25 protein-coding genes are annotated in these 24016 nt (G+C 68.9%); 11 read left to right on the top strand and 14 right to left on the bottom strand.

The window, feature by feature from the left end:
* Positions 1-19: 19 nt before the first annotated feature.
* The 7 genes from LBN7_RS16655 to LBN7_RS16625 all read right to left on the bottom strand — a co-directional run bounded on the left by LBN7_RS16655 (position 20) and on the right by LBN7_RS16625 (position 8330).
* The gene (locus LBN7_RS16655) at positions 20-1312 is read right to left on the bottom strand and encodes a thymidine phosphorylase (RefSeq protein WP_407360282.1); all 1293 of its coding nucleotides are present in this window, start codon (positions 1310-1312) and stop codon (positions 20-22) included.
* A complete protein-coding gene (locus LBN7_RS16650) occupies positions 1309-1707 on the bottom strand; it encodes a cytidine deaminase (RefSeq protein WP_046012982.1) in 399 nt (132 codons plus the stop codon). Before LBN7_RS16650 ends, LBN7_RS16655 begins: the two co-directional genes overlap by 4 nt.
* Positions 1708-1734: 27 nt before the next feature.
* Positions 1735-3018: an ABC transporter permease gene (locus tag LBN7_RS16645; RefSeq protein WP_407361728.1), complete on the bottom strand. Its 1284-nt coding sequence runs from the start codon at positions 3016-3018 to the stop codon at positions 1735-1737.
* Positions 3018-4337: an ABC transporter permease gene (locus LBN7_RS16640; protein ID WP_116636404.1), complete on the bottom strand. Its 1320-nt coding sequence runs from the start codon at positions 4335-4337 to the stop codon at positions 3018-3020. Before LBN7_RS16640 ends, LBN7_RS16645 begins: the two co-directional genes overlap by 1 nt.
* A complete protein-coding gene (locus LBN7_RS16635; protein ID WP_116636405.1) occupies positions 4334-5848 on the bottom strand; it encodes an ABC transporter ATP-binding protein in 1515 nt (504 codons plus the stop codon). The genes LBN7_RS16640 and LBN7_RS16635 overlap by 4 nt, the downstream gene beginning before the upstream one ends.
* Before the next feature lie 108 nt (positions 5849-5956).
* The gene (locus LBN7_RS16630) at positions 5957-7066 is read right to left on the bottom strand and encodes a BMP family protein (protein ID WP_116636406.1); all 1110 of its coding nucleotides are present in this window, start codon (positions 7064-7066) and stop codon (positions 5957-5959) included.
* 148 nt (positions 7067-7214) lie between these two features.
* The gene (locus LBN7_RS16625; protein WP_116636407.1) at positions 7215-8330 is read right to left on the bottom strand and encodes a mannose-1-phosphate guanylyltransferase; all 1116 of its coding nucleotides are present in this window, start codon (positions 8328-8330) and stop codon (positions 7215-7217) included.
* A 95-nt stretch (positions 8331-8425) separates the two neighbouring features.
* Between LBN7_RS16625 and LBN7_RS16620 the strand changes: the two genes are divergently transcribed.
* The 7 genes from LBN7_RS16620 (at position 8426) to LBN7_RS16590 (ending at position 15463) form a co-directional block, all read left to right on the top strand.
* Positions 8426-9682 (top strand): CAP domain-containing protein, encoded by a 1257-nt coding sequence (locus tag LBN7_RS16620; RefSeq protein WP_341945037.1) that lies wholly within the window; start codon positions 8426-8428, stop codon positions 9680-9682.
* Positions 9683-9832: 150 nt separating this feature from the next.
* Positions 9833-10267, top strand: a complete 435-nt coding sequence (gene sdhC, locus LBN7_RS16615; protein WP_116636409.1) for a succinate dehydrogenase, cytochrome b556 subunit — start codon at positions 9833-9835, stop codon at positions 10265-10267.
* The gene (locus tag LBN7_RS16610) at positions 10267-10713 is read left to right on the top strand and encodes a succinate dehydrogenase hydrophobic membrane anchor subunit (RefSeq protein ID WP_116636410.1); all 447 of its coding nucleotides are present in this window, start codon (positions 10267-10269) and stop codon (positions 10711-10713) included. The genes sdhC and LBN7_RS16610 overlap by 1 nt, the downstream gene beginning before the upstream one ends.
* A 19-nt stretch (positions 10714-10732) precedes the next feature.
* Positions 10733-12559 (top strand): succinate dehydrogenase flavoprotein subunit, encoded by a 1827-nt coding sequence (gene sdhA, locus LBN7_RS16605; RefSeq protein ID WP_116636411.1) that lies wholly within the window; start codon positions 10733-10735, stop codon positions 12557-12559.
* A 2-nt stretch (positions 12560-12561) separates the two neighbouring features.
* Positions 12562-13329, top strand: a complete 768-nt coding sequence (locus LBN7_RS16600) for a succinate dehydrogenase iron-sulfur subunit (RefSeq protein ID WP_116636412.1) — start codon at positions 12562-12564, stop codon at positions 13327-13329.
* A gap of 78 nt (positions 13330-13407) precedes the next feature.
* The gene (locus tag LBN7_RS16595; RefSeq protein ID WP_116636413.1) at positions 13408-14613 is read left to right on the top strand and encodes a YihY/virulence factor BrkB family protein; all 1206 of its coding nucleotides are present in this window, start codon (positions 13408-13410) and stop codon (positions 14611-14613) included.
* A 10-nt stretch (positions 14614-14623) separates the two neighbouring features.
* The gene (locus LBN7_RS16590) at positions 14624-15463 is read left to right on the top strand and encodes an exodeoxyribonuclease III (protein WP_407360281.1); all 840 of its coding nucleotides are present in this window, start codon (positions 14624-14626) and stop codon (positions 15461-15463) included.
* 31 nt (positions 15464-15494) lie between these two features.
* On the opposite strand, the gene LBN7_RS16585 is transcribed toward LBN7_RS16590, so the two are convergent.
* Genes LBN7_RS16585 through LBN7_RS16570 form a run of 4 tightly spaced genes read right to left on the bottom strand, consistent with a single transcriptional unit; the run spans position 15495 to position 17877 of the window.
* A complete protein-coding gene (locus LBN7_RS16585) occupies positions 15495-15809 on the bottom strand; it encodes a hypothetical protein (protein ID WP_165808107.1) in 315 nt (104 codons plus the stop codon).
* 45 nt (positions 15810-15854) lie between these two features.
* The gene (locus LBN7_RS16580) at positions 15855-16493 is read right to left on the bottom strand and encodes a DUF4166 domain-containing protein (protein WP_407360280.1); all 639 of its coding nucleotides are present in this window, start codon (positions 16491-16493) and stop codon (positions 15855-15857) included.
* Positions 16490-17173, bottom strand: coding sequence for a DUF4166 domain-containing protein (locus tag LBN7_RS16575; RefSeq protein WP_116636417.1), 684 nt, complete (start codon positions 17171-17173; stop codon positions 16490-16492). The genes LBN7_RS16580 and LBN7_RS16575 overlap by 4 nt, the downstream gene beginning before the upstream one ends.
* Positions 17170-17877 (bottom strand): SRPBCC family protein, encoded by a 708-nt coding sequence (locus LBN7_RS16570; protein ID WP_407360279.1) that lies wholly within the window; start codon positions 17875-17877, stop codon positions 17170-17172. The genes LBN7_RS16575 and LBN7_RS16570 overlap by 4 nt, the downstream gene beginning before the upstream one ends.
* Positions 17878-17895: 18 nt before the next feature.
* Here LBN7_RS16570 and trpS point away from each other — a divergent pair, with 18 nt between their 5' ends.
* Together trpS and LBN7_RS16560 are read left to right on the top strand one after the other, a co-directional pair.
* On the top strand, positions 17896-18900 hold the full coding sequence (gene trpS / locus LBN7_RS16565; RefSeq protein ID WP_341945032.1) for a tryptophan--tRNA ligase: 1005 nt from the start codon (positions 17896-17898) through the stop codon (positions 18898-18900).
* Positions 18901-18922: 22 nt separating this feature from the next.
* Positions 18923-19609, top strand: a complete 687-nt coding sequence (locus LBN7_RS16560; RefSeq protein ID WP_407360278.1) for a hypothetical protein — start codon at positions 18923-18925, stop codon at positions 19607-19609.
* Between the two features lie 26 nt (positions 19610-19635).
* Here the strand turns inward: LBN7_RS16560 and pth are convergent, their stop codons facing one another.
* A complete protein-coding gene (gene pth, locus LBN7_RS16555) occupies positions 19636-20217 on the bottom strand; it encodes an aminoacyl-tRNA hydrolase (protein WP_407360277.1) in 582 nt (193 codons plus the stop codon).
* Between the two features lie 102 nt (positions 20218-20319).
* The gene (locus LBN7_RS16550; protein ID WP_341945029.1) at positions 20320-20949 is read right to left on the bottom strand and encodes a 50S ribosomal protein L25/general stress protein Ctc; all 630 of its coding nucleotides are present in this window, start codon (positions 20947-20949) and stop codon (positions 20320-20322) included.
* Positions 20950-21174: 225 nt separating this feature from the next.
* On the opposite strand from LBN7_RS16550, the gene LBN7_RS16545 reads away from it, so the two are divergent.
* Positions 21175-21300: a hypothetical protein gene (locus tag LBN7_RS16545; protein ID WP_279303217.1), complete on the top strand. Its 126-nt coding sequence runs from the start codon at positions 21175-21177 to the stop codon at positions 21298-21300.
* A gap of 24 nt (positions 21301-21324) precedes the next feature.
* Here LBN7_RS16545 and LBN7_RS16540 read toward each other — a convergent pair whose 3' ends face one another.
* Complete coding sequence (locus LBN7_RS16540) at positions 21325-22383, bottom strand: D-2-hydroxyacid dehydrogenase (RefSeq protein WP_407360276.1); 1059 nt, start codon at positions 22381-22383, stop codon at positions 21325-21327.
* Positions 22384-22514: 131 nt separating this feature from the next.
* Between LBN7_RS16540 and gndA the strand changes: the two genes are divergently transcribed.
* Positions 22515-23984, top strand: a complete 1470-nt coding sequence (gene gndA, locus LBN7_RS16535; RefSeq protein ID WP_407360275.1) for an NADP-dependent phosphogluconate dehydrogenase — start codon at positions 22515-22517, stop codon at positions 23982-23984.
* Positions 23985-24016 lie beyond the last annotated feature (32 nt).

Raw genomic sequence — 24016 nt, 5'->3', positions numbered from 1 at the left:
GTTCAGGTTAGCGGTCCCGTCAGGCCGTGATGCGCTCGCGCACGATGGGACCGGCGGCCGGAGCCTTGTCCCCGAGCGCCCACGAGCCCTCGAGCGCCTCGAGCGCACGCGGGAACCGCGCCGCATCGGCTGCGGACAGCGTGAACAGCGGCTGTCCGGCGTCGACACGATCGCCCGGCTTGGCGTGCAGATCGATGCCGGCCTCGAAGACCACGGGATCCTCGGCCCTGGCGCGGCCCGCGCCCAGTCGCCAGGCCGCGATGCCGAACGGCAGCGCGTCCATGCGGGTGACGACGCCGTCGGTCGGAGCCGTCACGACATGCGTCTCGCGAGCGGTCGGCAGCTCGGCATCCGGATCGCCGCCCTGGGCGCGGATCATCGCCTTCCAGCTGTCCATCGCGCGGCCGTCGTCGAGGGCGGCCTCCACGTCGGCATCCGGCTTCCCCGCGAGGGCGAGCATCTCCTGCGCGAGCGCGATCGTCAGCTCCCGCACGTCGGAAGGGCCGCCGCCGGCGAGGATCTCCACGGATTCGCGGACCTCGTTGGCGTTGCCGATCGCGAAGCCCAGCGGGACGTTCATGTCGGTGAGCAGCGCGGTCGTCGCGACACCGGAGTCGGTGCCGAGCGCGACCATCGTGCGGGCGAGCTCACGGGCGCGGTCGATGTCCTGCATGAAGGCGCCGGAGCCGAACTTGACGTCGAGGACGAGCGCATCCGTCCCCTCCGCGATCTTCTTCGACATGATGCTCGATGCGATCAGCGGGATCGCCTCGACCGTGCCGGTCACGTCGCGCAGTGCGTAGAACTTCTTGTCGGCGGGAGCGAGTCCTGAGCCCGCCGCGCAGATGACGGCCCCGACGTCGCCCTGCATCTGCGCGAACATCTCCTCGTTGCTGAGCGCCGCGCGCCAGCCGGGGATGGATTCGAGCTTGTCGAGCGTGCCGCCCGTGTGGCCGAGGCCGCGTCCGCTGAGCTGCGGCACGGCCACGCCGAACGAGGCGACCAGCGGAGCCAGAGGAAGGGTGATCTTGTCTCCGACGCCACCCGTGGAGTGCTTGTCGACGGTCTTCTTGCCGAGCGCGGCGAAGCTCATCCGCTCCCCCGACGCGATCATCGCGTCCGTCAGGACGCGGATCTCGTCGCGCTCCATGCCGCGCTGGAAGATCGCCATCGCGAACGACGCCATCTGCGCATCCGAGACGTAGCCGCGGGTGTAGGCGTCGACCATCCACCGCAGCGCCTTCTCCGGCACGGCGCCGCCGTCTCGCTTGGCGCGGATGACATCCACCGCGTCGAAAGGCTCGATGCTCATCGGGCGTCCTCCAGGTCTCGGGGGCCGAACGCATCCGGCAGCACCTCGTCGATCGTGCGGATGCCGGAGACGGTCTCCAGCAGCATCCCGGGCATGGCGTGCTCGAAGAGCAGCTGGCGGCAGCGACCGCAGGGCATGATCGTCTGCCCGTCGTTGTTCACGCAGACGAATGCGACCAGCTGACCGCCGCCGGACATGTGCAGGTCGCCGACGAGCGCGCACTCGGCGCACAGCGTCACGCCGTAGGAGGCGTTCTCGACGTTGCAGCCGGCGACGATCCGTCCGTCGCCGACGAGCGCCGCGGCACCGACGCGATACCGCGAGTACGGCGCGTAGGCCTTCGTCATGGCATCGGTCGCGACCTGACGGAGCTCGTCCCAGTCGATGTCAGTCATTGTGGAGCTTCCTTCTTCCGGACTCGGCTAGGACTTGATGTACGGCTTGCCGTCTGCCGCGGGCGCCTTGATCTGTCCGGCGAATCCGGCGACCGCCAGCAGCGTCACCAGATACGGCAGCATCAGCATGAACTCGCCGGGGATCGGCGTCTTCAGGATCGAGAGCAGGTTCTGCAGGTTCGTCGCGAAGCCGAAGAGCAGCGCGGCGAGCGTCGCACGGATCGGGTCCCACCGGCCGAAGATCACGGCGGCGAGGGCGATGAAGCCGAGGCCCGCCGTCATGTCCTTGCCGAACTGCGGCACCGAGACGAGCGTGAAGTACGCGCCACCCATGCCGGCGATCGCGCCGGCCAGGAGCACGTTCCAGAACCGGGTCGGGTTGACCTTGATGCCCACGGTGTCGGCGGCCTGCGGGTGCTCGCCCACGGCGCGGAGACGCAGACCCCACCGGGTCCGGTACAGGCCCCAGGCCACCACGGCGACGGTGAGGAACATCAGGTAGCCGATGAACGTCTGATTGAAGAGCACCGGGCCGATGATCGGGATGTCGCTCAGCACGGGGATCTCGATGCGCGGGAAGCGCACCGGGGTGTTCAGCGTCGCCTCGTTCGGTGCGAGCAGTGCGCCGTAGAGGAAGCCGGTGAGACCGGTGACGAGCACATTGAGCACGACACCGACGATGACCTGCTCGACGAGGTACTTGATCGCGAACGCGGCGAGCACGCTGGCCACGAGGACGCCGCCGATCATCGCTCCGACCAGTCCGACGAACGGGTTGCCGGTGATGCTGGAGAGCAGCGCGGCGGAGAAGGCGCCGAGCAGCAGCTGCCCTTCGATCGCGACGTTCACGACGCCGGCGCGTTCGCCGATGACACCGCCCAGGGCGCCGAACACCAGCGGCACCGAAAGGGACACGGCACCGAACAGCAGGCTCGTGACGGGGACGAGTCCCCCGGCGGATGCCCAGACGAGGAACGCGAAGACGGCGAGCGTGCTGAAGGCCACGACCAGCCACAGCGACGGCTTGCGATACGTCCAGGCACGCAGGAACGCTCCGACCGTCAGGACGACGAGGATGCCGAACACGACCCAGAAGGTCGAGGCCGTCGGCAGGGCGACGTCGGGCAGCGCGAGTGCCGACGACTGGTCGGAGAGGCGGAAGGTGCTGGTGCCGTCGCGCGGCACGAACACGAAGAGGAGCGCGAGGAGCGCAGCGGCGACAGCCAGCACGATCGGCGCCTTGAGGTGCCGCTGCTTCACGGTCGCGAGCTGCACCGTGCCGTCGGCTGCCTCGGTCTGCACGAGGGACATCATGCCGCCACCGCCTTCTTCGCGGCCTTGGCTCGGAGCCTGGCCGCCTTCTCGATGTCGGTCTTGGGCAGGAAGAACACCGCGCGCAGCAGCGGCGGTGCGGCGATGAAGAGCACGACCAGGGACTGCACGACCAGGACGATGTCTACCGGGATGTCCTGGGCCTGCATCGAGAACGACCCTGCCTTGAGAGCGCCGAACAGGATGCCGGCGGCGAAGGTGCCCCAGGCGCGGCTGCGTCCGAGGAGCGCGACGGTGATCGCATCGAATCCGATGCCGGCGTCGATCGTCTCGGTGACGCCGGTCGTGACGGCTCCCTGGATCTGGTTCATGCCCGCGAGACCCGCGAGGCCTCCGGCGAACAGCATCGCGTAGACGTAGACCCGCTGCACGCTGATGCCCGCGGCGCGCGCCGCGTGCGGGTTCTCGCCGACGGCGCGCATCCGCATGCCGAGCGACGACCGCTCGATGAGCCACCAGACGAACAGCGTGGCAACGACCACGATCACGAATCCGAGATCGAGCAGGGGGAACTGCGGCCCGAGCAGCGTCGGGAACTGCGCGCTCTCCGGCGTGGCCGAACCCAGCGCCTGGTTCGTCCCCGGCTTCTGCAGCAGGCCCGGTGTACGGATCATCCAGAGCAGCAGGTAGTACGCGATGTAGTTGAGCATGATCGTGAGGATCACCTCGTGGGCACCGGTGCGCGCCTTGATGAGGCCGGCGATGGCACCCCAGAGCGCGCCGCCCGCGATACCGGCGATCAGCGTCACGGGGATGTGCAGCCAGAGCGGCAGGTCGAGCGAGAAGGTCAGCAGGGCGGCGACCGCGACACCGATGAGCATCTGGCCGCGCGCACCGATGTTGAACAGTCCCACCCGGAACGCGAGTGCGACGCCGAGGCCGGCAGCGATCAGGGGCGCGGCGAAACCGAGGGTGTTGGTGAGCGGACGGATCTGCGCCGCGAAATCGGCGCCGCGGGCGTTGAAGATGGCACCGCGGAACAGCGCCTCGTACCCGTTGTAGACCGCGTTCCAGGCTGCGGCGAACGTGTCGCCGGGCTTCGCGAAGAAGTAGCCGGACGCCTCCTGCACGTCTTCGTTGGTGGAGGCGATCAGGATGCCGCCGACGATGAGCGCCAGGACGATCGCGAGGATCGTCGTGACGGCGCTGCCGCGCAGCATCTCCTTGAGGATGATGTTGCCGCGGGGCGGCGGCGGCACGTCGGCGGAGTCGCGGGGCACCGTGCCGGTCGGCGTGCCGAGCTGCTCCGGGGGGATGCCCTTGGTCACGTCTCCCGCGCCGGGCGTCGATCCGCTCACGCCGCCACCTCTCCTTCGGCCGCTCCGGCCATCATGAGTCCGAGTGTCTCTCTGGGCGTGTCGCCCGGCACGATGCCGACGATCGCTCCGCGGTACATGACCGCGATCCGGTCGGCGAGGGCGGCGACCTCGTCGAGCTCGGTGGAGACGACGATCACCGGGACGCCCGAGTCGCGCGTCTCGATGATCCGTTTGTGGATGAACTCGATCGAGCCGACGTCGACGCCGCGGGTCGGCTGGGCTGCGACCAGCAGCCGCAGCTCACGGCTCATCTCGCGTGCGATGACGACCTTCTGCTGGTTGCCGCCGGAGAGCGTGCCCGCCGGAGTGTCCGGCCCCTGCGTGCGGATGTCGTACTCGCGGATGCGCTCCTTGGCGAAGGCGTCGAGCACACCCCGCAGGATGGTTCCCCCGCGGCTGAAGGTGCGGTCGTCGGTGCGGTCGAGGATGAGGTTCTCCGCGACGGAGAAACCGGCGACCAATCCGTCCTCGGTCCGGTCCTCGGGGACGAAGCCCACGCCGGCATCGAGGATCGCGCGCACGCTCTTGCCGACGAGTTCGGTCCCGTCGAGCGTGATGCTCCCCTCCACACGCGCGGCGAGGCCGACGATGGCCTCCACCAGCTCCGTCTGGCCGTTCCCCTGCACACCCGCGATCGCGAGGACCTCACCGGGGCGCACCGCGAAGTCGATGCCGTCGACGACGATCGCGCCGGCGGGTGTGAGCACCCGCAGACCCGAGATCTCCAGCCCGCCGTCGCCGACACGGGGCGCGTCCTTGTGCACCGTGAGCTCGACGGCGCGTCCGACCATGAGCGAAGCGAGCTCGGCGTTCGTCGCCGAAGGCGATGCCTCGCCGACGACGCGTCCGAGACGGACGATCGTGATCTTGTCGGCGACTTCGCGCACCTCGCGCAGCTTGTGGGTGATGAAGACGATCGCCGTGCCCTCGTCGCGGAGCTGGCGCATGATGCCCATGAGCTCGTCCGTCTCCTGCGGGGTCAGCACGGCCGTCGGCTCGTCGAAGACGAGCACCTTGGCATCGCGGGAGAGCGCCTTGATGATCTCGACGCGCTGCTGGACGCCCACCGGGAGGTCGCCGACGAGCGCGTCGGGGTCGATGTCGAAGCCGAACCGCGCTGCCACGGATCGCACGTGCTCTCGCGCCTTCGCGATGTCGAGCGTGCCGAGGGCCTTGGTCTGCTCGTGGCCGAGCATCACGTTCTCGGCGACCGTGAAGACCGGGACGAGCATGAAGTGCTGATGCACCATGCCGATCCCCGCCGCCATCGCGTCACCGGGGCCGCGGAAGCGCTGCACGACATCGTCGAGGAGGATCTCGCCCTCGTCGGCCTGATAGAGGCCGTAGAGGACGTTCATCAGCGTGGACTTGCCTGCGCCGTTCTCACCGAGCAGCGCGTGGATCTGCCCCGGTTCGACCACCAGATCGATGTGGTCGTTGGCGACGAGAGTACCGAATCGCTTGGTGATGCCGCGAAGTTCGAGCTTCATATCTGCACCTTATCCAGAAGAGTCGTCCAGAAGGATCTTCGTCCGATCACAGTGCGGGGCGAGTGGCATCCTGCACACCACTCGCCCCGCACTTGGACCGGCCGCGACTTACGGGGAGTTCTTCGACTCCACCGTGATGTCACCGGCGATGATCTGCTCCTGGAGCGCCGCGATCTCGTCGAGGAGCCCGTCCGGGAGCTCGGCCTCGAAGTCGCCGAAGCCGGAGAGCTTGACGCCCTCGTTCTCGAGCGTTCCGACGTACGGAGCCGGGTCGAAATCGCCCGCGGCTGCTGCGGTGGTCGCGTCCTTCACGGCGACGTTGATCGCCTTCATGATCGAGAACATCGTGACGCCCGCGACGCTCGGGTCGGCAACCGCGAGGTCGCTGTCGACACCGATCATGAGCGTGTCCTTGCCGCTGTCGGCGATCGCCGCCGCAGCGCTCTGGTAGACCGGGCCACCGACGGGAAGAATGACGTCGACGCCCTGGTCGAGCACGCCCTGAGCGGTCTGCTTGGCGGTGTCGTTCGCGTCGAAGCCGCCCGTGAAGGAGCCTTCCTGCGTGGCGACGTCCCAGCCGAACACCTGGACGGCGGCCGACTTGTCCTCGTTGTACTTGTCGACGCCGAGCGAGAAGCCGTCCATGAACACGGCGACGGACGGGATCTGCATTCCGCCGAAGGTGCCGACCTTGTTCACGCCGCTCTGTGCGGACCAACCGGCCGCGGCGTAGCCGCCGAGGTAGGCGGCCTGAGCCGTGTCGAAGACGAGCGGCTTGATGTTCGGAGCATCGGTGGTGCCGTCGAAGTCGGTGTCGGCGTAGTCATCGATGATCGCGTAGTCGATCTCGGGGTTCGCGAGCGCCGACTCGACCGTCGCGGCGGCCAGCTTGAAGCCGACGGCGACGATGAGCGAGCAGCCTTCCGAGACCGCGGTCTCGAGGTTCGGCGCGTAGTCGTTGTCGTTCGCGGACTCGAACTCGAGCGGCTTGACGTCGAGCTCCTCCGCAGCGGCGTCCATGCCTTCCTTCGCCGACTGGTTGAACGACTTGTCGTTCCACCCGCCCGCGTCGGAGACGAGGCAGGGGAGGAAGTCGGAGTCCGCAGGGCCCTCCGAGCCGGCCTCGTCGGTCGGGGCCTGGCCGCAACCGGCGAGTGCGAAGATGACGCCCGCGGCGACTGTCGCGCCGAGCAGCTTCTTGGTGGTGGAGATGGTCAACTGATGCCTCCCTCAACGAAACCGCGGCCATCGCGGATCGATCAAAGTTACCTACTGTTTCACCTTTTGTGCACACTCGCGCCGCACGTGCTGGCGAAAGGTTACAAAGCTGAAACCAACCCAGCCGATGAGCATCCGGCGGCGCTCATCAGAGCACGTCGCCCTGCCCGTTCAGCTTGAGTGACTCCACGACGCCCTTCACACGCTGCGCGTGCTGGACGGTCGTGACCAGCAGGGCATCGGGGGTGTCGACGACGACGATGTCCTGGACGCCGACCAGGCTGATCACCCGGGACGTCTGGCTGACGAGGATGCCGCTCGCGGCGTCCGAGAGCACCCGGGCATTCGGTCCGAGGACGGCCAGATCGTTCTTCCGGCCATTCGTGATGAGCTTGGTGAGGGAGGCGAAGTCGCCGACGTCGTCCCAGTCGAAGTGTCCCGGCACGACCGCCAGGCGCCCGCGGCGGGCGGCAGGCTCCGCGACCGCGTAGTCGATCGCGATCTTCTTCAGGCGCGGCCAGATCCGGTCGACGGCGGGTCCGCGCCGGTCGCGGTCGTCCCAGGCCTCGGCGAGCTCGAGCAGTCCGGCGTGCAGCTCGGGCTCGTTGGCTGCGAGCTCCTCCAGCAGCACGCTGGCCTTGGCGATGAACATGCCGGCGTTCCAGAGATAGCCGCGATCGGCGAGATAGGCCTTCGCGGTCTCCAGGTCCGGCTTCTCGACGAAGCTCTCGACGAGAGCCGCCTCGCGGGCGCGCTCGACGACGAGCTCCGGCCCCTTCTTGATATAGCCGAATCCGATCGCCGGCTCGGTGGGCGCGATGCCGATCGTGCAGATGTACCCCTCGCGGGCGACCTCGACGGCGTCGCGGACGGCGAACTCGAACACGCGGGTGCCGCGGATCACGTGGTCGGCGCTGAACGAGCCGATGATCACATCGGGGTCGCGGCGGTGCAGGATCGCCGCGGCCAGCCCGATCGCGGCGGCGGATTCGCGCGGCTCCGACTCCAGGAAGACGTTGAGATCTGCGATGCCGGGCAGCTCCGCCTCGACCGCGGCACGATGCGCGCGGCCGGTGACGACCGCGATGCGGTCAGGGCCTGTGAGAGGGACCAGCCGATCCCAGGTGTCGCGCAGCAGAGAGTGCCCGGACCCGGTGAGGTCGTGGAGGAACTTGGGGGCGTCGGCGCGCGAGAGCGGCCACAGCCTGCTGCCGATGCCGCCGGCGGGGATCACCGCGTAGAAGTCCTGGATGGGCGAGGTCATCGTGTCAGCGTATCGGGGCCCGTCGTGTGGAACCCGGCAGCCTGCCCCGCTCCGATATTCTGCGCGGCGTGCAGCGCAGCCACTATGGTGACGCCATGCGCCCGTCCCCCCGTCGAAAGCTCGTCCGCACCGGCCGCGCGATCGCCGCGGCGATCGCCGTGATGATCGGGGCCGCTGTCCTCGCCCCCGCCGCCGCGTCCGCGGCCGGCGGACCCGCCGGCGAGGTGTTCACGCTGACGAACGCCCAGCGCACCCAGGCCGGACTCCCCGCGCTCGTGTCGGATGCCGCGCTCGACGCGGCCGCTGCGGAGTGGGCACAGCATCTGGCGTCGACGTGCACCTTCGAGCACAGCAGCTCGACCTGGCGGAGCTCGCGGGTCGCCGCCTTCGGGTGGGTCTCGACGGGCGAGAACATCGCGGCAGGTCAGCCGGACGCCGCCGCCGTGGTCAGCGGCTGGATGAACTCCAGCGGCCACCGCGCCAACATCCTCGACTCGCGGTACACGGGCCTCGGCGTCGGCTACGCGACCGGCACCTGCTACCGGACCTACTGGGTGCAGATCTTCGGCATCGGCACCCCGGTGAAGCGTCTCTCCGGCGGGGCGGGCGACCTCACCGGCGACCGGGCCGCCGACATCCTCGCCCGCACGGCGACCGGAGACCTCCTCATCTACCCCGGCAACGGGGCCGGCGGGTTCCAGGGCCCGGTCACCGCCGCCGCGGGGTGGGGAGACCGCCCGTTCACGACGCTCGGGGACTTCTCCGGCGACGGCATCCCGGACACCGCGCGCACCGAGGCCGACGGCAGACTCATGCTCCACGCCGGGAACGGAAGGGGCGGCTTCCTCGCCCCCGTGCAGATCGGCAACGGCTGGACGATGTTCTCGCAGCTCATCGGCGGCATCGACTTCTCCGGCGATCAGATCCCCGACGTCATCGGCAGAACGCCCGGCGGCGACCTCTTCCTCTATCCGGGCAACGGACGAAGCGGCTGGCTCGCCGGCGGCACGAGGATCGGCAACGGCTGGCAGACGATGGACACGATGTTCCACGCCGGCGACTTCAACGGCGATGCGCGCGGCGACATCATCGCCCGCAGGCTCGACGGAACCCTCTGGATCTACCCGACGACAGGACGCGGCAGCTGGGGCTCGCCGTCGCAGATCGGCGTGGGGTGGGCGTCTCTCACCGCCGTGTTCGGCGCGGGCGACTTCGACGGCAGCGGCACGCAGGACATCGTCGCCCGGACGTCGGCCGGCGCGCTCCTCCTCTACGGCGGCAACGGCCGCGGAGGATTCCTCGCGACCAGGACGATCGGCAGCGGCTGGAACGGGATGAGTCAGATCGGCTGATCTCCCACGGTCGGCTCTCTCGACGTCGAGATACTTAGGCTCCCCTTCGTCGCTCCCCCGCTGCAGACGGGAATAGGATGGACACCGATCGGGCGTGCCTGACACTTGCGCAGCACGCGACCGAGTCACATCGATCCAGGGAGGACGACCGTGTCCACAAGCGCTCGCTTGACACCGTCGATTTCGGAAACCACGTCCAAGACCCCCCGCGGCACCCTCTACCGGGGTCGCGAAGGCATGTGGTCGTGGGTGCTTCATCGCATCACCGGAGTCGCCATCTTCTTCTTCCTGTTGGTGCACGTGCTCGACACGGCGCTGATCAGGGTGTCGCCGGAGGCGTACAACGCCGTCATCGGCACATACAAGAACCCGATCATGGCGCTCGGCGAGGTCGTGCTGGTCGCCGGCATCGTGTTCCACGCCATGAACGGCCTGCGCATCATCGCGGTCGACTTCTGGTCGAAGGGCGCCAAGTACCAGCGTCAGCTGTTCTGGGGTGTGCTCGCGGTGTGGGTCGTCATCATGGCCGGCTTCGTGCCGCGCCACCTGATGCTCGCGTTCGCCGGGTTCGGAGGGGGTCACTGATGGCCACGCAGACCGTCGCCGCCCCCGTCCGCCGTCAGCGCGGATTCAACCTCGAGAAGTGGGGCTGGCTCTTCATGCGGCTCTCGGGCATCGTGCTCGTCGTGCTGATCTTCGGCCACCTCTTCATCAACCTCATGGTCGGCGAGGGCATCCACGCCCTCGACTTCGCCTTCATCGCCGGCAAGTTCGCCACGCCGTTCTGGCAGTGGTGGGACGTGCTGATGCTGTGGCTGGCGCTGATCCACGGTGCGAACGGCATGCGCACGATCGTCAACGACTACGTCACGAACAACACTGCCCGCAAGGCGCTGATCTGGGCGCTCGGCCTCGCCGCCGGCCTCCTGATCATCCTCGGCACGCTCGTCGTGTTCACGTTCGACCCGTGCCTGGGCGTCACAGAGGACAGCACCCTCTGGACCGAATGCGCCGCGCTGGTCGGGAACTGAGAAGAAGGCTGAAGAAGAAGTGACTACCGAGACCCAGGATTCCGTCGTGCGCGACGGGGTGCACTACCACCAGTTCGACATCGTGATCGTGGGCGCCGGCGGCGCCGGCATGCGTGCGGCGATCGAGGCCGGACCCGGCGCGAAGACCGCGGTGATCTCCAAGCTCTACCCCACCCGTTCGCACACCGGTGCGGCGCAGGGCGGTATGGCGGCGGCGCTCGCGAACGTCGAGGAGGACTCCTGGGAGTGGCACACCTTCGACACCGTCAAGGGCGGCGACTACCTCGTCGACCAGGACGCGGCCGAGATCCTCGCGAAGGAGGCCATCGACGCGGTCATCGACCTCGAGAACATGGGTCTGCCGTTCAACCGCACCCCCGAGGGCAAGATCGACCAGCGCCGATTCGGCGGCCACACCGCCGAGCACGGCAAGACCCCGGTCCGCCGCGCCTGCTACGCCGCCGACCGCACGGGCCACATGATCCTGCAGACGCTCTTCCAGAACTGCGTCAAGCTCGGCATCAACTTCTTCAACGAGTACTACGTGCTCGACCTGCTGACGGTGAAGGATGCCGACGGCAAGACGCAGGTCTCCGGCGTCGTCGCCTACGACCTCGCCACCGGCGAGCTGCACGTCTTCCAGGCGAAGGCCGTGATCTTCGCGACCGGCGGCTTCGGCAAGATCTTCAAGACGACCTCGAACGCGCACACCCTGACCGGTGACGGCGTCGGCATCGTCTGGCGCAAGGGCCTCCCCCTCGAGGACCTCGAGTTCTTCCAGTTCCATCCGACCGGACTCGCCGGACTCGGCATCCTCCTCACCGAGGGCGCGCGAGGCGAGGGCGCGATCCTGCGCAACGCCTCGGGTGAGCGCTTCATGGAGCGGTACGCCCCCACGATCAAGGACCTCGCCCCGCGTGACATCGTCGCCCGCTGCATGGTCCAGGAGGTCGCGGAAGGCCGCGGCGCCGGTCCCCACAAGGACTATGTGCTCCTCGACTGCACCCACCTGGGTGCCGAGGTGCTCGAGACCAAGCTCCCGGACATCACGGAGTTCGCCCGCACGTACCTGGGTGTCGACCCGGTCGTCGAGCCGGTGCCGGTGATGCCGACCGCGCACTACGCGATGGGCGGCATCCCCACCAACAACGACGCCGAGGTGCTGGCCGACAACGACACCGTCGTGCCGGGCCTGTACGCCGCCGGCGAGTGCGCCTGCGTCTCGGTGCACGGCGCCAACCGACTGGGCACCAACTCGCTGCTCGACATCAACGTGTTCGGCAAGCGCGCCGGCCGCAAGGCCGTCGAGTACGTCAAGACGGCCGAGTTCGTGCCGCTCCCCGAGAACCCGGCGGCCTTCGTCTCCGGCATGCTCGAGGGCCTGCGCAACAACCAGGGCACCGAGCGCATCGCCGTGCTCCGCAAGGCCCTGCAGGACGAGATGGACAAGGGTGCGCAGGTCTTCCGCACGCACGAGTCCCTCGAGCATGTGCTGGGCGTCATCAAGGAGCTGCGCGACCGCTACATGAACGTGCACGTCGACGACAAGGGCCAGCGGTTCAACACCGACCTGCTCGAGGCCGTCGAGCTGGGCTTCCTCCTCGACATCGCCGAGGTCGTCGTCTACGCCGCCCAGAACCGCCAGGAGAGCCGCGGCGGCCACATGCGCGACGACTTCCCGAAGCGCGACGACGAGAAGTACATGAAGCACACGATGGCGTATCTGACGGGAGACCCGCACTCCTCGACGCCGAGCGACCACATCAAGCTGGACTGGAAGCCCGTCGTGTTCACGAAGAACGAGCAGGGCGAGTTCAACTACCCGCCGATGGAGAGGAAGTACTGAGCATGTCCACCGCCATCGCAGAATCCCCCGCGAGCACGACCGAAGAGACCGGCATCCAGTCCTTCATCGTCACGTTCAACATCCGCCGGTTCGACCCCGAGGTCGACGCCGAGCCGCACTGGGTCGACTACGACGTGGAGCTCTACTCCACCGACCGCGTGCTCGACGCCCTGCACAAGATCAAGTGGGAGGTCGACGGGTCGCTCACGTTCCGCCGCTCCTGCGCCCACGGCATCTGCGGTTCCGACGCCATGCGCATCAACGGACGCAACCGCCTCGCCTGCAAGACCCTGATCAAGGACCTCGACATCTCGAAGCCGATCTACGTCGAGGCGATCAAGGGACTGCCGCTGGAGAAGGACCTCGTCGTCGACATGGAGCCGTTCTTCGCGTCGTACCGCGAGGTGCAGCCGTTCCTCGTCGCGAGCTCCGTGCCGGAGAAGGGCAAGGAGCGCGTCCAGACCATCGCCGACCGCGAGATCTTCGACGACACCACCAAGTGCATCCTGTGCGCCGCGTGCACCTCGTCGTGCCCGGTGTTCTGGACCGACGGACAGTACTTCGGTCCGGCCGCGATCGTGAACGCGCACCGCTTCATCTTCGACTCGCGCGACGACAACGCCGCGGTGCGTCTCGACATCCTCAACGACAAGGAAGGCGTCTGGCGCTGCCGCACGACCTTCAACTGCTCCGAGGCATGCCCCCGCGGCATCGAGGTGACCAAGGCCATCGCCGAGGTCAAGCAGGCCGTCCTCCGCGGACGCCCCTGACGCGGCGCATCGTCGGACGAGAACGGGCGGACTCCTTCGGGAGCCCGCCCGTTCTCGCTGTGTGGATAGGGTGAGAGCGTGTCTGATCCCGATCGCGCCGCAGCCGAGCCCGGTCGCCTCGATGCCGCCGTCGAGCGCGCGACAGCGCTGACGCAGCGGACGCTCGGCCTGTTCCCCGTGCGGGTGTGGCGTCACTTCCTCCAGCACAACGGCTTCCTCCTCGCGGCGGGCGTGAGCTATCAGGCCCTGTTCGCGATCTTCGCGGCGATCTATCTCGCCTTCGCCATCGCGGGTCTCTGGCTCGGGGGAAGCACCGAGGCCGTCGACGGCATGATCGAGATCATCAACAGCTACATACCCCACCTGATCGAGGAGCAGGGCGGAGTGTTCACCCCCGAGCAGGTGAAGGAGATCGCCGCGAGCACGACCGGAGTGCTCAGCGTCACGGGTCTGATCGCCCTCGGCACCGTGATCTGGACGGCCATCGGATGGGTGACGTTCTCGCGGCGCGCGACCAGGGACATCTTCGGCCTGCCGCCGGACCTGCGCAGCTACGTGCTCCTCAAGGCGCGCGACCTGCTGGCGGCGCTCCTGTTCGGAGTCGCCCTCATCGTCGGCTCGATCCTCAGCTCCGCGAGCGCTGCGGCCCTGAGCTGGGCGCTCAGCCTGCTCGACTGGGACTCCGGTTCCGACGGCATCAACATCAGCATCCGCCTCGGCACCGTGCTCGTCTCGTTCGCGTTGCTCTCCTCGGCCCTGGCCGCCATGGTGCGGTTCCTCACCGGGACGTCGCTGGACTGGCGCGTCATCTGGCCGGGCGCTCTCCTCGGCGGCGGCGCGATGACGATCCTCCAGTACGGTGCGGGGTTCCTGCTGAGCTACACGCCGTCGAATCCGCTGCTCGCCACCTTCGCGATCTTCATCGGCCTCCTGCTGTGGTTCCGCGTGAACGGCGTGGTGATGCTGGTGGCGTCCTCCTGGATCGCGGTCACCGCGCTGGACCGCGATCTCCCGCTGCTGTCGCAGACCGAGGCGGAACGACGCGCCGCGGAGCATCGGACGCTGGTGTCGGCCGCGCGCATCCGCCTGCGCGAGGCGGAGGTCGCTCGTGACGGCGCGCCCTGGTACCGCGCCTGGCAGGCGGGACGAGCGGTGCGGGATGCCGAGGCGGAGCTCGCGGCGCTCGAGGCGTCTGCGCCTCCCTCGCCGGAGCCGACGCCGCTCGCTCAGCGCCTCCTGACGGACCTGCACCGGCCGTCTCGGGATGTCGGCGGCGCTCGTTAGGCTTGTGTCCATGCCCCATCTGCGTATCGCCTCGGTCAACGTCAACGGAATCCGAGCGGCCGCTCGAAACGGCATGAGCTCGTGGCTCGACGCCGCCGACATCGACATCCTCACGCTGCAGGAGGTCCGCGGACAGGACGAGCATCTCGAGGCCGCACTGCCGGGCTGGTCCTTCGTGCACGACGAGGCCACCGCCAAGGGTCGCGCGGGCGTCGCGATCGCCAGCCGCACGCCGGCCCTCGCCTCGCGCACCACGCTCGGTCCCGACGACTTCGACTCGAAGGGGCGCTGGATCGAAGCCGACTTCCGCATCGGTGATCGTCCGATCACCGTCGTGAGCGCGTACGTGCACTCGGGCGAGGCCGACACCCCGAAGCAGGAGGAGAAGTGGAAGTTCCTCGACGCCTTCGCCACCCGTCTCGCCGAGCTGGGTGCCGACGACGCGCTGGCGCTGGTGACCGGCGACCTCAACGTGGGGCACCGCGAGCTCGACATCAAGAACTGGCGCGGCAACCGCAAGAAGGCGGGCTTCCTCCCCCGCGAGCGGGCCTACTTCGACCGCTTCCTGGGTGAGGCCGGCGCACAGGTGACGGGCGTCGACGGCTCGGTGGGCACCGGCCTCGGCTGGGTCGACGTCGGACGTCGCTTCCACGGCGAGGTCGACGGCCCGTACACGTGGTGGTCGATGCGGGGCCAGGCGTTCGACAACGACTCCGGGTGGCGCATCGACTACCACCTCGCGACGCCGGCACTGGCGGAGCGCGTGCAGACGTACCACGTCGCTCGGGCCGCCGCCTACGACCAGCGCTGGAGCGACCACGCGCCGGTGGTCGTCGACTACACCTTCTGACCGCGATCCGGTCGACTCCGACCGCCGCGCGTCAGGCCGTGATCAGAGAGATGATCAGCGCGGCCGCGACGAGCACGTAGACGATCAGGCTCCCGAGGTAGGCGGAACCGCGCTGTCCGGAGCGGAACATCAGCGGGACGACGAGCGCGAGCGCGATTCCCGCGACGAGTGCCAGGAACGTGCCGAAGATGAGTGCGTATCCGTGCGGATCCGCGCTGCCCGACGCGAATCGGCTGCTCAGTGCGATCCAGGCGAAGAAGAGGAAGGGCACGCCGACGAGGACGGTCAGGACGATGCCGACGATCCGCACACCGCCTCCGACGGCAGGGCTCTGCGTGGAGGACATGCAGGAAGTCTCGCAGTCGGCGCACCCGACCACCACCGTCTTCTCCTATTGCGGGGTCGGCTGATCTTCGTCGCGGTGCCGGTACCAGCCGCGGTACTCGAGGATGGTCCCCACCAGCGGGTTCGTAGCGCGCATCTCGATCGTGCGCCGCTTCTGCGCCTCGTCCCAGCCGTCCTCGAGATCGACCGAGATGCCGAGGATGCCGCGCAGAGCGAAGCGACGGCCCCACAGGCGCAGGGCGATCCGGCGCGTCCGCATCCGCAGCGCGCCCTGCGCCGTCACACTGCACTCCTCGATGAGCTCGACGCGCCCCCGCGCGCCCAGCAGATTGCGCACGAGGCCGGGCACCACGCTCACGGTGAGCCTGTCGGAGATGAACTGCGTCGTGCCGGGGAAGCGGAACTCCCTGGTCGTGTCGAGTGTCGCGCGCCCGGACGACGTGCGACCGGCACGCGTCCGGAGCGAGAAGGGCACATCCCGCCCGAAGCGGGTGACCAGCATCCGCGGTCCCACCACCGGCAGAGCGAGGATGCCGAGCCGCCCGAAGCGGCTGCCCGCGACCGTGAACACGCCCTCTGCGCGGTCGACCCCCGCCGGGGCCCGCATCTGCGCGAGGATCTCCGGGTGCAGGCGCTCGGCATCCGGTCCCAGCGCCGCGAGGAAGACCTCGCCCCTGGCGGTCACTCGCGCACCTCCTCGCGGGTGGGCTTCACCGTCTCGGGCACCTCCGCGCCCTCCGGGAACTCGCAGACGAAGGTGCCGCGATAGCCGAAGAGGAACCCCAGCAGGTCGTTGCGCACCTCGAGGTCGATCACGAAACACCCCCGCTCGTCGTCGAAGCGCTCGACCAGGTGCGCTCGTCCGCTGAAGAGCATCGGGAAGCGGAAGGCGAGGGGGCCCTCATAGAAGCGCTGGGGACCCGACGACAGCCGGAGGCCCCCCTCGTCGGTGACGGCGAGGTCGAGGTCGACGGCGAGGTGCTGATGCGTGCCGAGATAGTCGACGATCCTCCCCCGCTTCTCGCTGTAGATCATCGTCGCGTCGAACCGGCGTCGCCTGCCCGGCCGGATCGTCATCGTCCGCACGAAGGTGACGGTCTCCCTGCCGAGACTGTCGATGTAGGCGTGATTGTCGATCTGGAAGGGGATGTCGCGACCCCGCTCGGGGAACATGATGTTGCGCATCGTCCCGATCATGAGAAAGGGAAGCGTCCACCAGGGCCCGCGCCGGACCTCGGTCATCACCCCGCGGCCGATGCAGCCGTAGCCGGCACCGACCCCGACGCCGAAGCGCTTCCTCATCTGCGGATGCAGGCGCGCGAAGTCGTCGCCGAGAGCGCGTTCGAACACGCCCTGCGCGCTCATACGGCGATCTCCGTCAATGTCGCCGGCGCGTTCTGCATGATGGTCCTGCCGCCGGTCCGGACAGGGCGCTTCCGGCACCGGCGGGCGCGGGCGCGCGGGCGCCGTCCTGGTCGGAGCGAGCGCCACCAGCCGGTCTCCTCCGGTGGGACGCCGTCCTCGGCCCACAGACGAAGGCGATCGAAGCTCCACGCCGTGAGCCACCAGACGAAGCGGCGGGTGACGAGCGGATCGAGCACGCGGCCGATGAGCCCCCATCCCGGCGCGTAGTCGTAGCCGGTGAGGAATCGGACGCCCTCGGGCGTCGGCACGTATCGCCAGTACCCGCGACCGGCTCCGAGCGGGGACAGCCGGTCGGACGTGTCGAAGGCGAGGGCCGACGTGCGCTCACCCGCCTTCCCTCGTCGGTCGCCGAGCGAGACGCCGGTGCCGCGGATCGTGTGGATCCCGAGATCGAGCTCGTAGCAAAACTCCTGCGCACCGTTCGCCCGCTCCCGCGTCGGGATGATGGCGGAGAACCGTCCGTCCCACCGCGCATGCTGCTCGGGCGTCTGGGTGAGGTCCCAGATCGTCTCGATCGGCGCGTCGATGAGGATCTCGACGTAGACGGCGCGGTCTCGCCGTCGCGGGGTGCGGGAGGTCCGAAGAGCGGCGAACATCATGCCCACAGCGTAGAACGCCCCGACGCGCAGATCGGCCACCGGCATCCCCATAGGATTGATGTCGTGACGAAACCTCGCCTGTACTCCGGAATGCAGCCCTCCGCCGACTCCCTCCAGATCGGCAACTACATCGGCGCACTCCTCCAATGGCGGGACCTGCAGACGTCCTATGACGCCTACTTCTCGGTCGTCGACCTGCACGCGCTCACCGTCGCACAGGACCCGAAGGAGCTGCGCGAGAAGACCCGACGCACCGCAGCCCAGTACATCGCGGCGGGCATCGAGCCGTCGCTGTCGACGCTGTACGTGCAGTCGCACGTGCGCGCGCACGCCGAGCTGGCGTGGATCCTCAGCACCATCACCGGTTTCGGCGAGGCCGGCCGGATGACCCAGTTCAAGGACAAGTCGGCCCGATACGGACAGGACGCGACCAGCGTCGGCCTGTTCACGTACCCGGTCCTCATGGCGGCCGACATCCTGCTGTATCAGACCGATGTGGTGCCGGTGGGCGACGACCAGAAGCAGCACGTCGAGCTGACGCGCGACCTCGCCGAGCGATTCAACTCCCGCTTCGGGGCCACGTTCACGGTGCCGATGCCGGTGATCCAGAAGGAGACGGCGCGGATCTACGATCTGCAGAACCCGACGTCGAAGATGTCGAAGTCGGCGGAGAGCGACGCGGGCGTGCTGTGGATGCTCGACGACCCGGCGAAGTCCGCGAAGAAGATCATGCGCGCCGTGACCGACAACGAAGGATCCGTGCGCTTCGACCGCGAGAACAAGCCGGGCGTCTCGAACCTGCTGACGATCTACGCGGCCCTCACGGGCCGACAGGTCGCCGCGATCGAAGACGACTACGCCGGCCGCGGGTACGGCGACTTCAAGAAGGGCCTCGCCGAGGTCGTGGTGAACGAGTTCGAGCCGGTGCGCGCCCGCGCCCTCGAGCTCCTCGACGACCCCGCCGAGCTCGACCGCATCCTGGCGGACAACGCCGGACGAGCGGATGCCGTCGCCGACGCGACCCTGTCCGACGTCTACGACCGGGTGGGTCTGCTCCGCCGCGTCTGAGCACGCCTCTAGGATGGGGGTCGTGACCGATCCGCAGCTGCCACCTCCGTCCGGCGCCGTTCCTCCCGTTCCGCCTGCGCCGTTCGGTGCGGTCCCCCCGCCTCCCCCGGCGTTCCCCGCGGCGCCGCCGGCACCGGCGGCAGCTCCTCCGGCACCGCCGGCGTATCAGGCCCCGGTCACTCCTCCGGCACCGCCCGCCTACCAGACCGCTCCGGCCTACCCCGTGGCACCCGCTCCCCAGGCGGCGCCTCCGGGGGCCTACCAGGTGCCCGTCGGCGGCTACGCCGTCCCGACCGGGGCCTACACAGTCCCCGACGCGGCCCCGCGCGCATCCGGCTTCCTCGGCATCCTCGCGCTGATCTTCGCGGTCGTCGCCGCCGTCGTCACGCCGATCGTCGTCGGCGTCGCCGGATTCGAGATCGGGCGCCGTCTGCCCGAAGGCATCTCCACCACGACCGACGACGTCCTGAGCGCGCTCTCCCCCGCCCGCGACCAGGTGCTGTGGGCAGAGCTGTCGTTCTGGACCGGCACGATCCTCGGCATCGCGGCGATCGTGATCGGCATCATCGCCATCCGCAAGAAGCAGGGACGCGGCGCGGGCATCGGCGCGCTGGTCGTCGCAGTGATCGCCCCGATGATCTTCTTCGTCGTGCTGCTCTTCGCGTTCTCCGCGGGCAGCGCGGCCGGGTTCATCGACTTCGCGAGCTGACGCTCGCCTCGCCCCCGTGCAGCGGCTCAGCGCGGGGCGTGATGCTTCTGCTGGGCGGCCAGAAGGCCTTCAGCCACGAGCAGTTCGACCGCGTCCGCCGCGTCCGAGATGAGGATCGGCAGGTTCGGCCGTTCCTCCTTGCCGAAGGGCGCGAGCACCCAGTCGGCCGGATCCTGGCGTCCCGCCGGCCGGCCGATGCCCACCCGCACGCGCGGGAAGTCGGCGGTCCCGAGAGCGCGCGCGACATCGCGCACTCCGTTGTGCCCGCCGTGCCCCCCACCGGTCTTGAGCTTCACCGTGTCGAAGGGGATGTCCAGCTCGTCGTGCACGACGACGACCTGCTCGACCGGCACCGAATAGAAGCGCGCCAGTGCCGCGACGGGGGTCCCCGACACGTTCATGAACGTGTTCGGCTTGGCGAGGACCAGCTTGTCGGCGCCCGGCTTGAGCCACGTCTCGACGACGCGTGCGCCGCCCTTGTGCTCGCGGAAGGCTTCGCTGCGACGTGCCGCGAGCTCGTCGACGACCATCTGACCGATGTTGTGCCGGGTCGCCTCGTAGCGCGGGCCCGGATTGCCGAGCCCCACCACCAGCCAGGTGGATGACATGTCCTCGTCCTTTCGCGCCGGGTCCTGTGCGGAGGCCCGGTCAGGATACGACAGAGGGGACGCGATCCGATCGCGTCCCCTCTGTCCTGAAACTGTCGGAGATCACTCCGCAGCGGCCTCCTCGGCTGCTGCTTCGCCCTCGGCAGCACCCTCGGTGCTCTCGGCGGCGGCGTCGTCCTCGCCCAGGTCCTGCTCAGCCGGCACGGAGATCGCGACGACGAGGACCTCGGGGTCGGCGAGCAGGGTCGAGCCCTTGGGGAGCTTCACGTCGGCGGCGGTGATGTGCGCGCCCTCCTCGAGCCCCTCGACGGAGACCTCGAGGTTCTGCGGGATGTGCGTGGCCTCGGCCTCGATCGACAGGGTGTTGGCGTCCTGGTTGACGATCGTGCCGGGAGCGGACTCGCCGGTGACGATGACGGGGACGTCGATCGTGACCTTCTCGCCCTTCTTCACCACGAGCAGGTCGATGTGCTCGATGATCTGGTGCACGGGGTCCTTCTGGACGTCCTTGACCAGGGCGAGCTGCTCCTTGCCCTCGATGTCGAGCTCCAGCAGCGCGTTGGCGCGGCGGATGATGAGCGAGACCTGGTGGCCCGGCAGTGCGACGTGCACCGGCTCGGTGCCGTGGCCGTAGATGACGGCGGGGATCTTGCCGGCGGCGCGGAGGCGACGGGCGAAGCCCTTGCCGAAGCTCTCGCGGAGCTCGGCGTGGACCTTGGTGTCTTCAGACATGCGGTTCTCCTTCAGGACACGCAGCGAAGGCGCCGCGCGGTGGTCTTGGAATTGTGAGCTCGAACGCAGACGCGTGAGGAAAGCCACCGGGCTTGCTTCGCCGCGTCGATAACGGATGCCAGCGCACGCGCAGAAGCATCCCTCGCCGAGGTACGAGATCAATGGTACCGGATCACCCGATAGGCTGATGACACCGGTCCTTATCTGCAGATCACGGAGAACCCCATGCTCGACGGCGCCTTCCTCTCGCACGTACTCCTGTGGCTGATCGGTGCGATGAGCGTGTGCGCCGTCGTCGGCAGCTTCGCCGCCCTGTTCTCTCTCGGCCGTTCCGGCTACCGCAAGGACTGAGCCCTCGGGCGCCTCGGCGCCCTCTCAGTAGAACTCGACCGTGTCGACCACGGCGCGCAGCGGCAGGCCGTCGAGAAGTCGCGTGGCGTTCTCGGCGAACCGACGCGCGATGCGCTCCTCCTCGTTCGAGTTGATCGCCGCCGTGTGCGGACTCACGAGCACGCCAGGGTGATCCCACAGCGGGGATGCGGCGTCGAGGGGTTCGTTCTCGAACACGTCGAGACCGGCGAACGCCACCCTGCCGTCGTCGAGCGCCTCGAGCAGGGCGACCTCGTCGACGACCGTGCCCCGACCCACGTTCGTGAGGATCATGCCGGGCTTCACGGCGGCGAGGACCTCCTCCCCGATGAGGTGATGTGTCTGCGCCGTACCGGGGAGCGTCACGACGATCGCGTCGACCTCGCCGACCGCGTCCGTGAGCCGGTCGAGCGGGACGAGCCTGTCCACGCCGTCGACGGGCTCGCCCGAGCGCGTCGTCCCCCAGACCCGAGCACCGAGGGCGTGGAAGCGTCGCGCGCACTCCGCCCCGATGCCGCCGATCCCCACGATCAGCACCGTCATCTCGTCGAGCTGCCGCATCTGCCATCGGTCGGGCCAGGTCCGGCTGCGCTGGTCGGCCAGCAGACGGGGAAGCCCCTTCGCGCCGGCCAGCACCGCGAAGACGGAGAACTCGGCGAGCGTTCCGCCGTGCACGCCGGCACTCGTGCTGAAGACGACCCGGTCGAGGTCGGCGCGAGAGAGACCCGCGGCCTTCACGGTGCTCCCGCCGCCCGCCGCCGTCGTCATGACCCAGCGCAGTCTCGGGTTCGCCGCGATCGTGCGCGCGAGCGCGTCGGCGTCGACGTCGGGAGCACCGAAGAGGACGTCGGCCGAGTCGACCATCGCGTCGAAGGCCTGCTGCTCGGCCGGTGTGCGCGTGTGCTCCGGGTCGCCGGACCAGTCGGCGGCCCACCGCGCGGGATGCGTCAGCGAATGATCGCGGATGACCTCCAGGCGCGGCTCGAGCTCCTCGATGAGCACGCACAGCTCCTCCGGCAGCGGCACCGCCACGACCGCTCGCAGTCTGGTCTCGGTCTCTCCCACGCTGATCCTCCTCGGAACGTCTCGATCCGACCAGCGTAGGGGCCGTGCGCGGGCGGATGTCACAGGGCGCAACGACCCGTGACACAGCGATACGCTAAAAGGACCCCTTCTTCACGATCGAGGAGCCTTCTGTGCCCGAAGCATCAGCGAACATCGGAGTCGTCGGACTCGCCGTCATGGGTTCGAATCTCGCCCGCAACCTCGCCAGCCGCGAGGGCAACACCGTGGCGATCTTCAACCGCAGCTATGAGAAGACCCGCACGCTCCTCGACGAGCACCCGGAAGCCGGGTTCGTCCCCGCGCAGACCTATCAGGAGTTCGCCGATTCGCTGCAGAAGCCGCGGACCGCGATCATCATGGTCAAGGCCGGCGGCCCGACGGATGCCGTGATCGACTCGCTGGTCGAGGTCTTCGAACCGGGCGACATCATCGTCGACGGTGGCAACGCCTACTTCCCCGATACGATCCGCCGCGAGAAGGCGGTCCGCGAGACCGGCATCAACTTCGTCGGCGCCGGGATCTCCGGTGGCGAGGAGGGCGCCCTCACGGGTCCCTCGATCATGCCCGGCGGCTCGGACGAGTCGTGGGTCACGCTCGGCCCGATCCTGAAGTCCATCGCCGCGGTCGCCGAGGGCGAGCCGTGCGTCACGCACGTCGGCCACGACGGCGCGGGACACTTCGTCAAGATGGTGCACAACGGCATCGAGTACGCCGACATGCAGCTCATCGCCGAGGCCTACGACCTCATCCGCCGCGGCACGGGCAAGACCCCCGCCGAGATCGCCGACATCTTCGCCGAGTGGAACCGGGGCGAGCTGGAGTCGTACCTGATCGAGATCACCGCCGAGGTGCTCCGCCAGGTCGACGCCGAGACCGGCAAGCCGCTCGTCGACGTCATCCTCGACCAGGCCGGCGCCAAGGGCACCGGCGCGTGGACCGTGCAGACCGCCCTGTCCCTCGGTGTGCCCGTCTCGGGCATCGCGGAGGCCACCTTCGCCCGTTCGCTCTCCTCGCACCCGGAGCAGCGCGAGGTCGCCACGGCCCTGCCCGGCCCCGACGCCCTTCGACAGGCTCAGGGACCCAGCTTCACGGTGACCGACGAGGCCGCGTTCATCGAGGACGTCCGCCTGGCGCTGTACGCGTCGAAGATCGTCGCGTACTCGCAGGGCTTCGACGAGATCCGTGCCGGCGCCGCCGAGTACGGCTGGAACATCGACCTCGGCGCGATCTCGAAGATCTGGCGCGGCGGCTGCATCATCCGCGCCCAGTTCCTGAACCGCATCGCCGACGCCTACGCCGCAGAACCCGGCCTGCCCGTGCTGCTGACCGCTCCGTACTTCACCGAAGCGATCACGCGTGCTCAGGCGCCGTGGCGTCGCGTGGTCGTCGCGGCCGCGCAGGCCGGCATCCCGGCCCCGGCGTTCTCGTCGTCGCTGTCGTACTACGACGGCATCCGCGCCGACCGCCTCCCCGCTGCCCTCGTGCAGGGCCAGCGCGACTTCTTCGGCGCGCACACCTACAAGCGCATCGACAAGCCGGGCACCTTCCACACGCAGTGGTCGGGCGACCGCACCGAGATCGAGGCGGAAGACACGCACTGATCGGCATCCGATCGGGAAGGGCCGGGCACCTG

The sequence above is a fragment of the Microbacterium sp. LBN7 genome (assembly GCF_045690345.1).
Taxonomy (GTDB): Bacteria; Actinomycetota; Actinomycetes; order Actinomycetales; family Microbacteriaceae; genus Microbacterium.
This window is presented reverse-complemented; position numbering and strand designations above follow the sequence as displayed.

Bases quoted from the DNA above. Each gene is read 5' to 3' on its own strand.
- LBN7_RS16570 (WP_407360279.1), bottom strand. From the start codon at position 17,877: ATGCCGGTGGCCGATCTGCGCGTCGGGGCGTTCTACGCTGTGGGCATG.
- LBN7_RS16585 (WP_165808107.1), bottom strand. From the start codon at position 15,809: ATGTCCTCCACGCAGAGCCCTGCCGTCGGAGGCGGTGTGCGGATCGTC.
- LBN7_RS16590 (WP_407360281.1), top strand. From the start codon at position 14,624: ATGCCCCATCTGCGTATCGCCTCGGTCAACGTCAACGGAATCCGAGCG.
- LBN7_RS16620 (WP_341945037.1), top strand. From the start codon at position 8,426: ATGCGCCCGTCCCCCCGTCGAAAGCTCGTCCGCACCGGCCGCGCGATC.
- LBN7_RS16600 (WP_116636412.1), top strand. From the start codon at position 12,562: ATGTCCACCGCCATCGCAGAATCCCCCGCGAGCACGACCGAAGAGACC.
- LBN7_RS16650 (WP_046012982.1), bottom strand. From the start codon at position 1,707: ATGACTGACATCGACTGGGACGAGCTCCGTCAGGTCGCGACCGATGCC.
- LBN7_RS16645 (WP_407361728.1), bottom strand. From the start codon at position 3,018: ATGTCCCTCGTGCAGACCGAGGCAGCCGACGGCACGGTGCAGCTCGCG.
- LBN7_RS16635 (WP_116636405.1), bottom strand. From the start codon at position 5,848: ATGAAGCTCGAACTTCGCGGCATCACCAAGCGATTCGGTACTCTCGTC.
- LBN7_RS16625 (WP_116636407.1), bottom strand. From the start codon at position 8,330: ATGACCTCGCCCATCCAGGACTTCTACGCGGTGATCCCCGCCGGCGGC.
- LBN7_RS16550 (WP_341945029.1), bottom strand. From the start codon at position 20,949: ATGTCTGAAGACACCAAGGTCCACGCCGAGCTCCGCGAGAGCTTCGGC.
- LBN7_RS16575 (WP_116636417.1), bottom strand. From the start codon at position 17,173: ATGAGCGCGCAGGGCGTGTTCGAACGCGCTCTCGGCGACGACTTCGCG.
- LBN7_RS16655 (WP_407360282.1), bottom strand. From the start codon at position 1,312: ATGAGCATCGAGCCTTTCGACGCGGTGGATGTCATCCGCGCCAAGCGA.
- LBN7_RS16610 (WP_116636410.1), top strand. From the start codon at position 10,267: ATGGCCACGCAGACCGTCGCCGCCCCCGTCCGCCGTCAGCGCGGATTC.
- pth (WP_407360277.1), bottom strand. From the start codon at position 20,217: ATGTCATCCACCTGGCTGGTGGTGGGGCTCGGCAATCCGGGCCCGCGC.
- LBN7_RS16545 (WP_279303217.1), top strand. From the start codon at position 21,175: ATGCTCGACGGCGCCTTCCTCTCGCACGTACTCCTGTGGCTGATCGGT.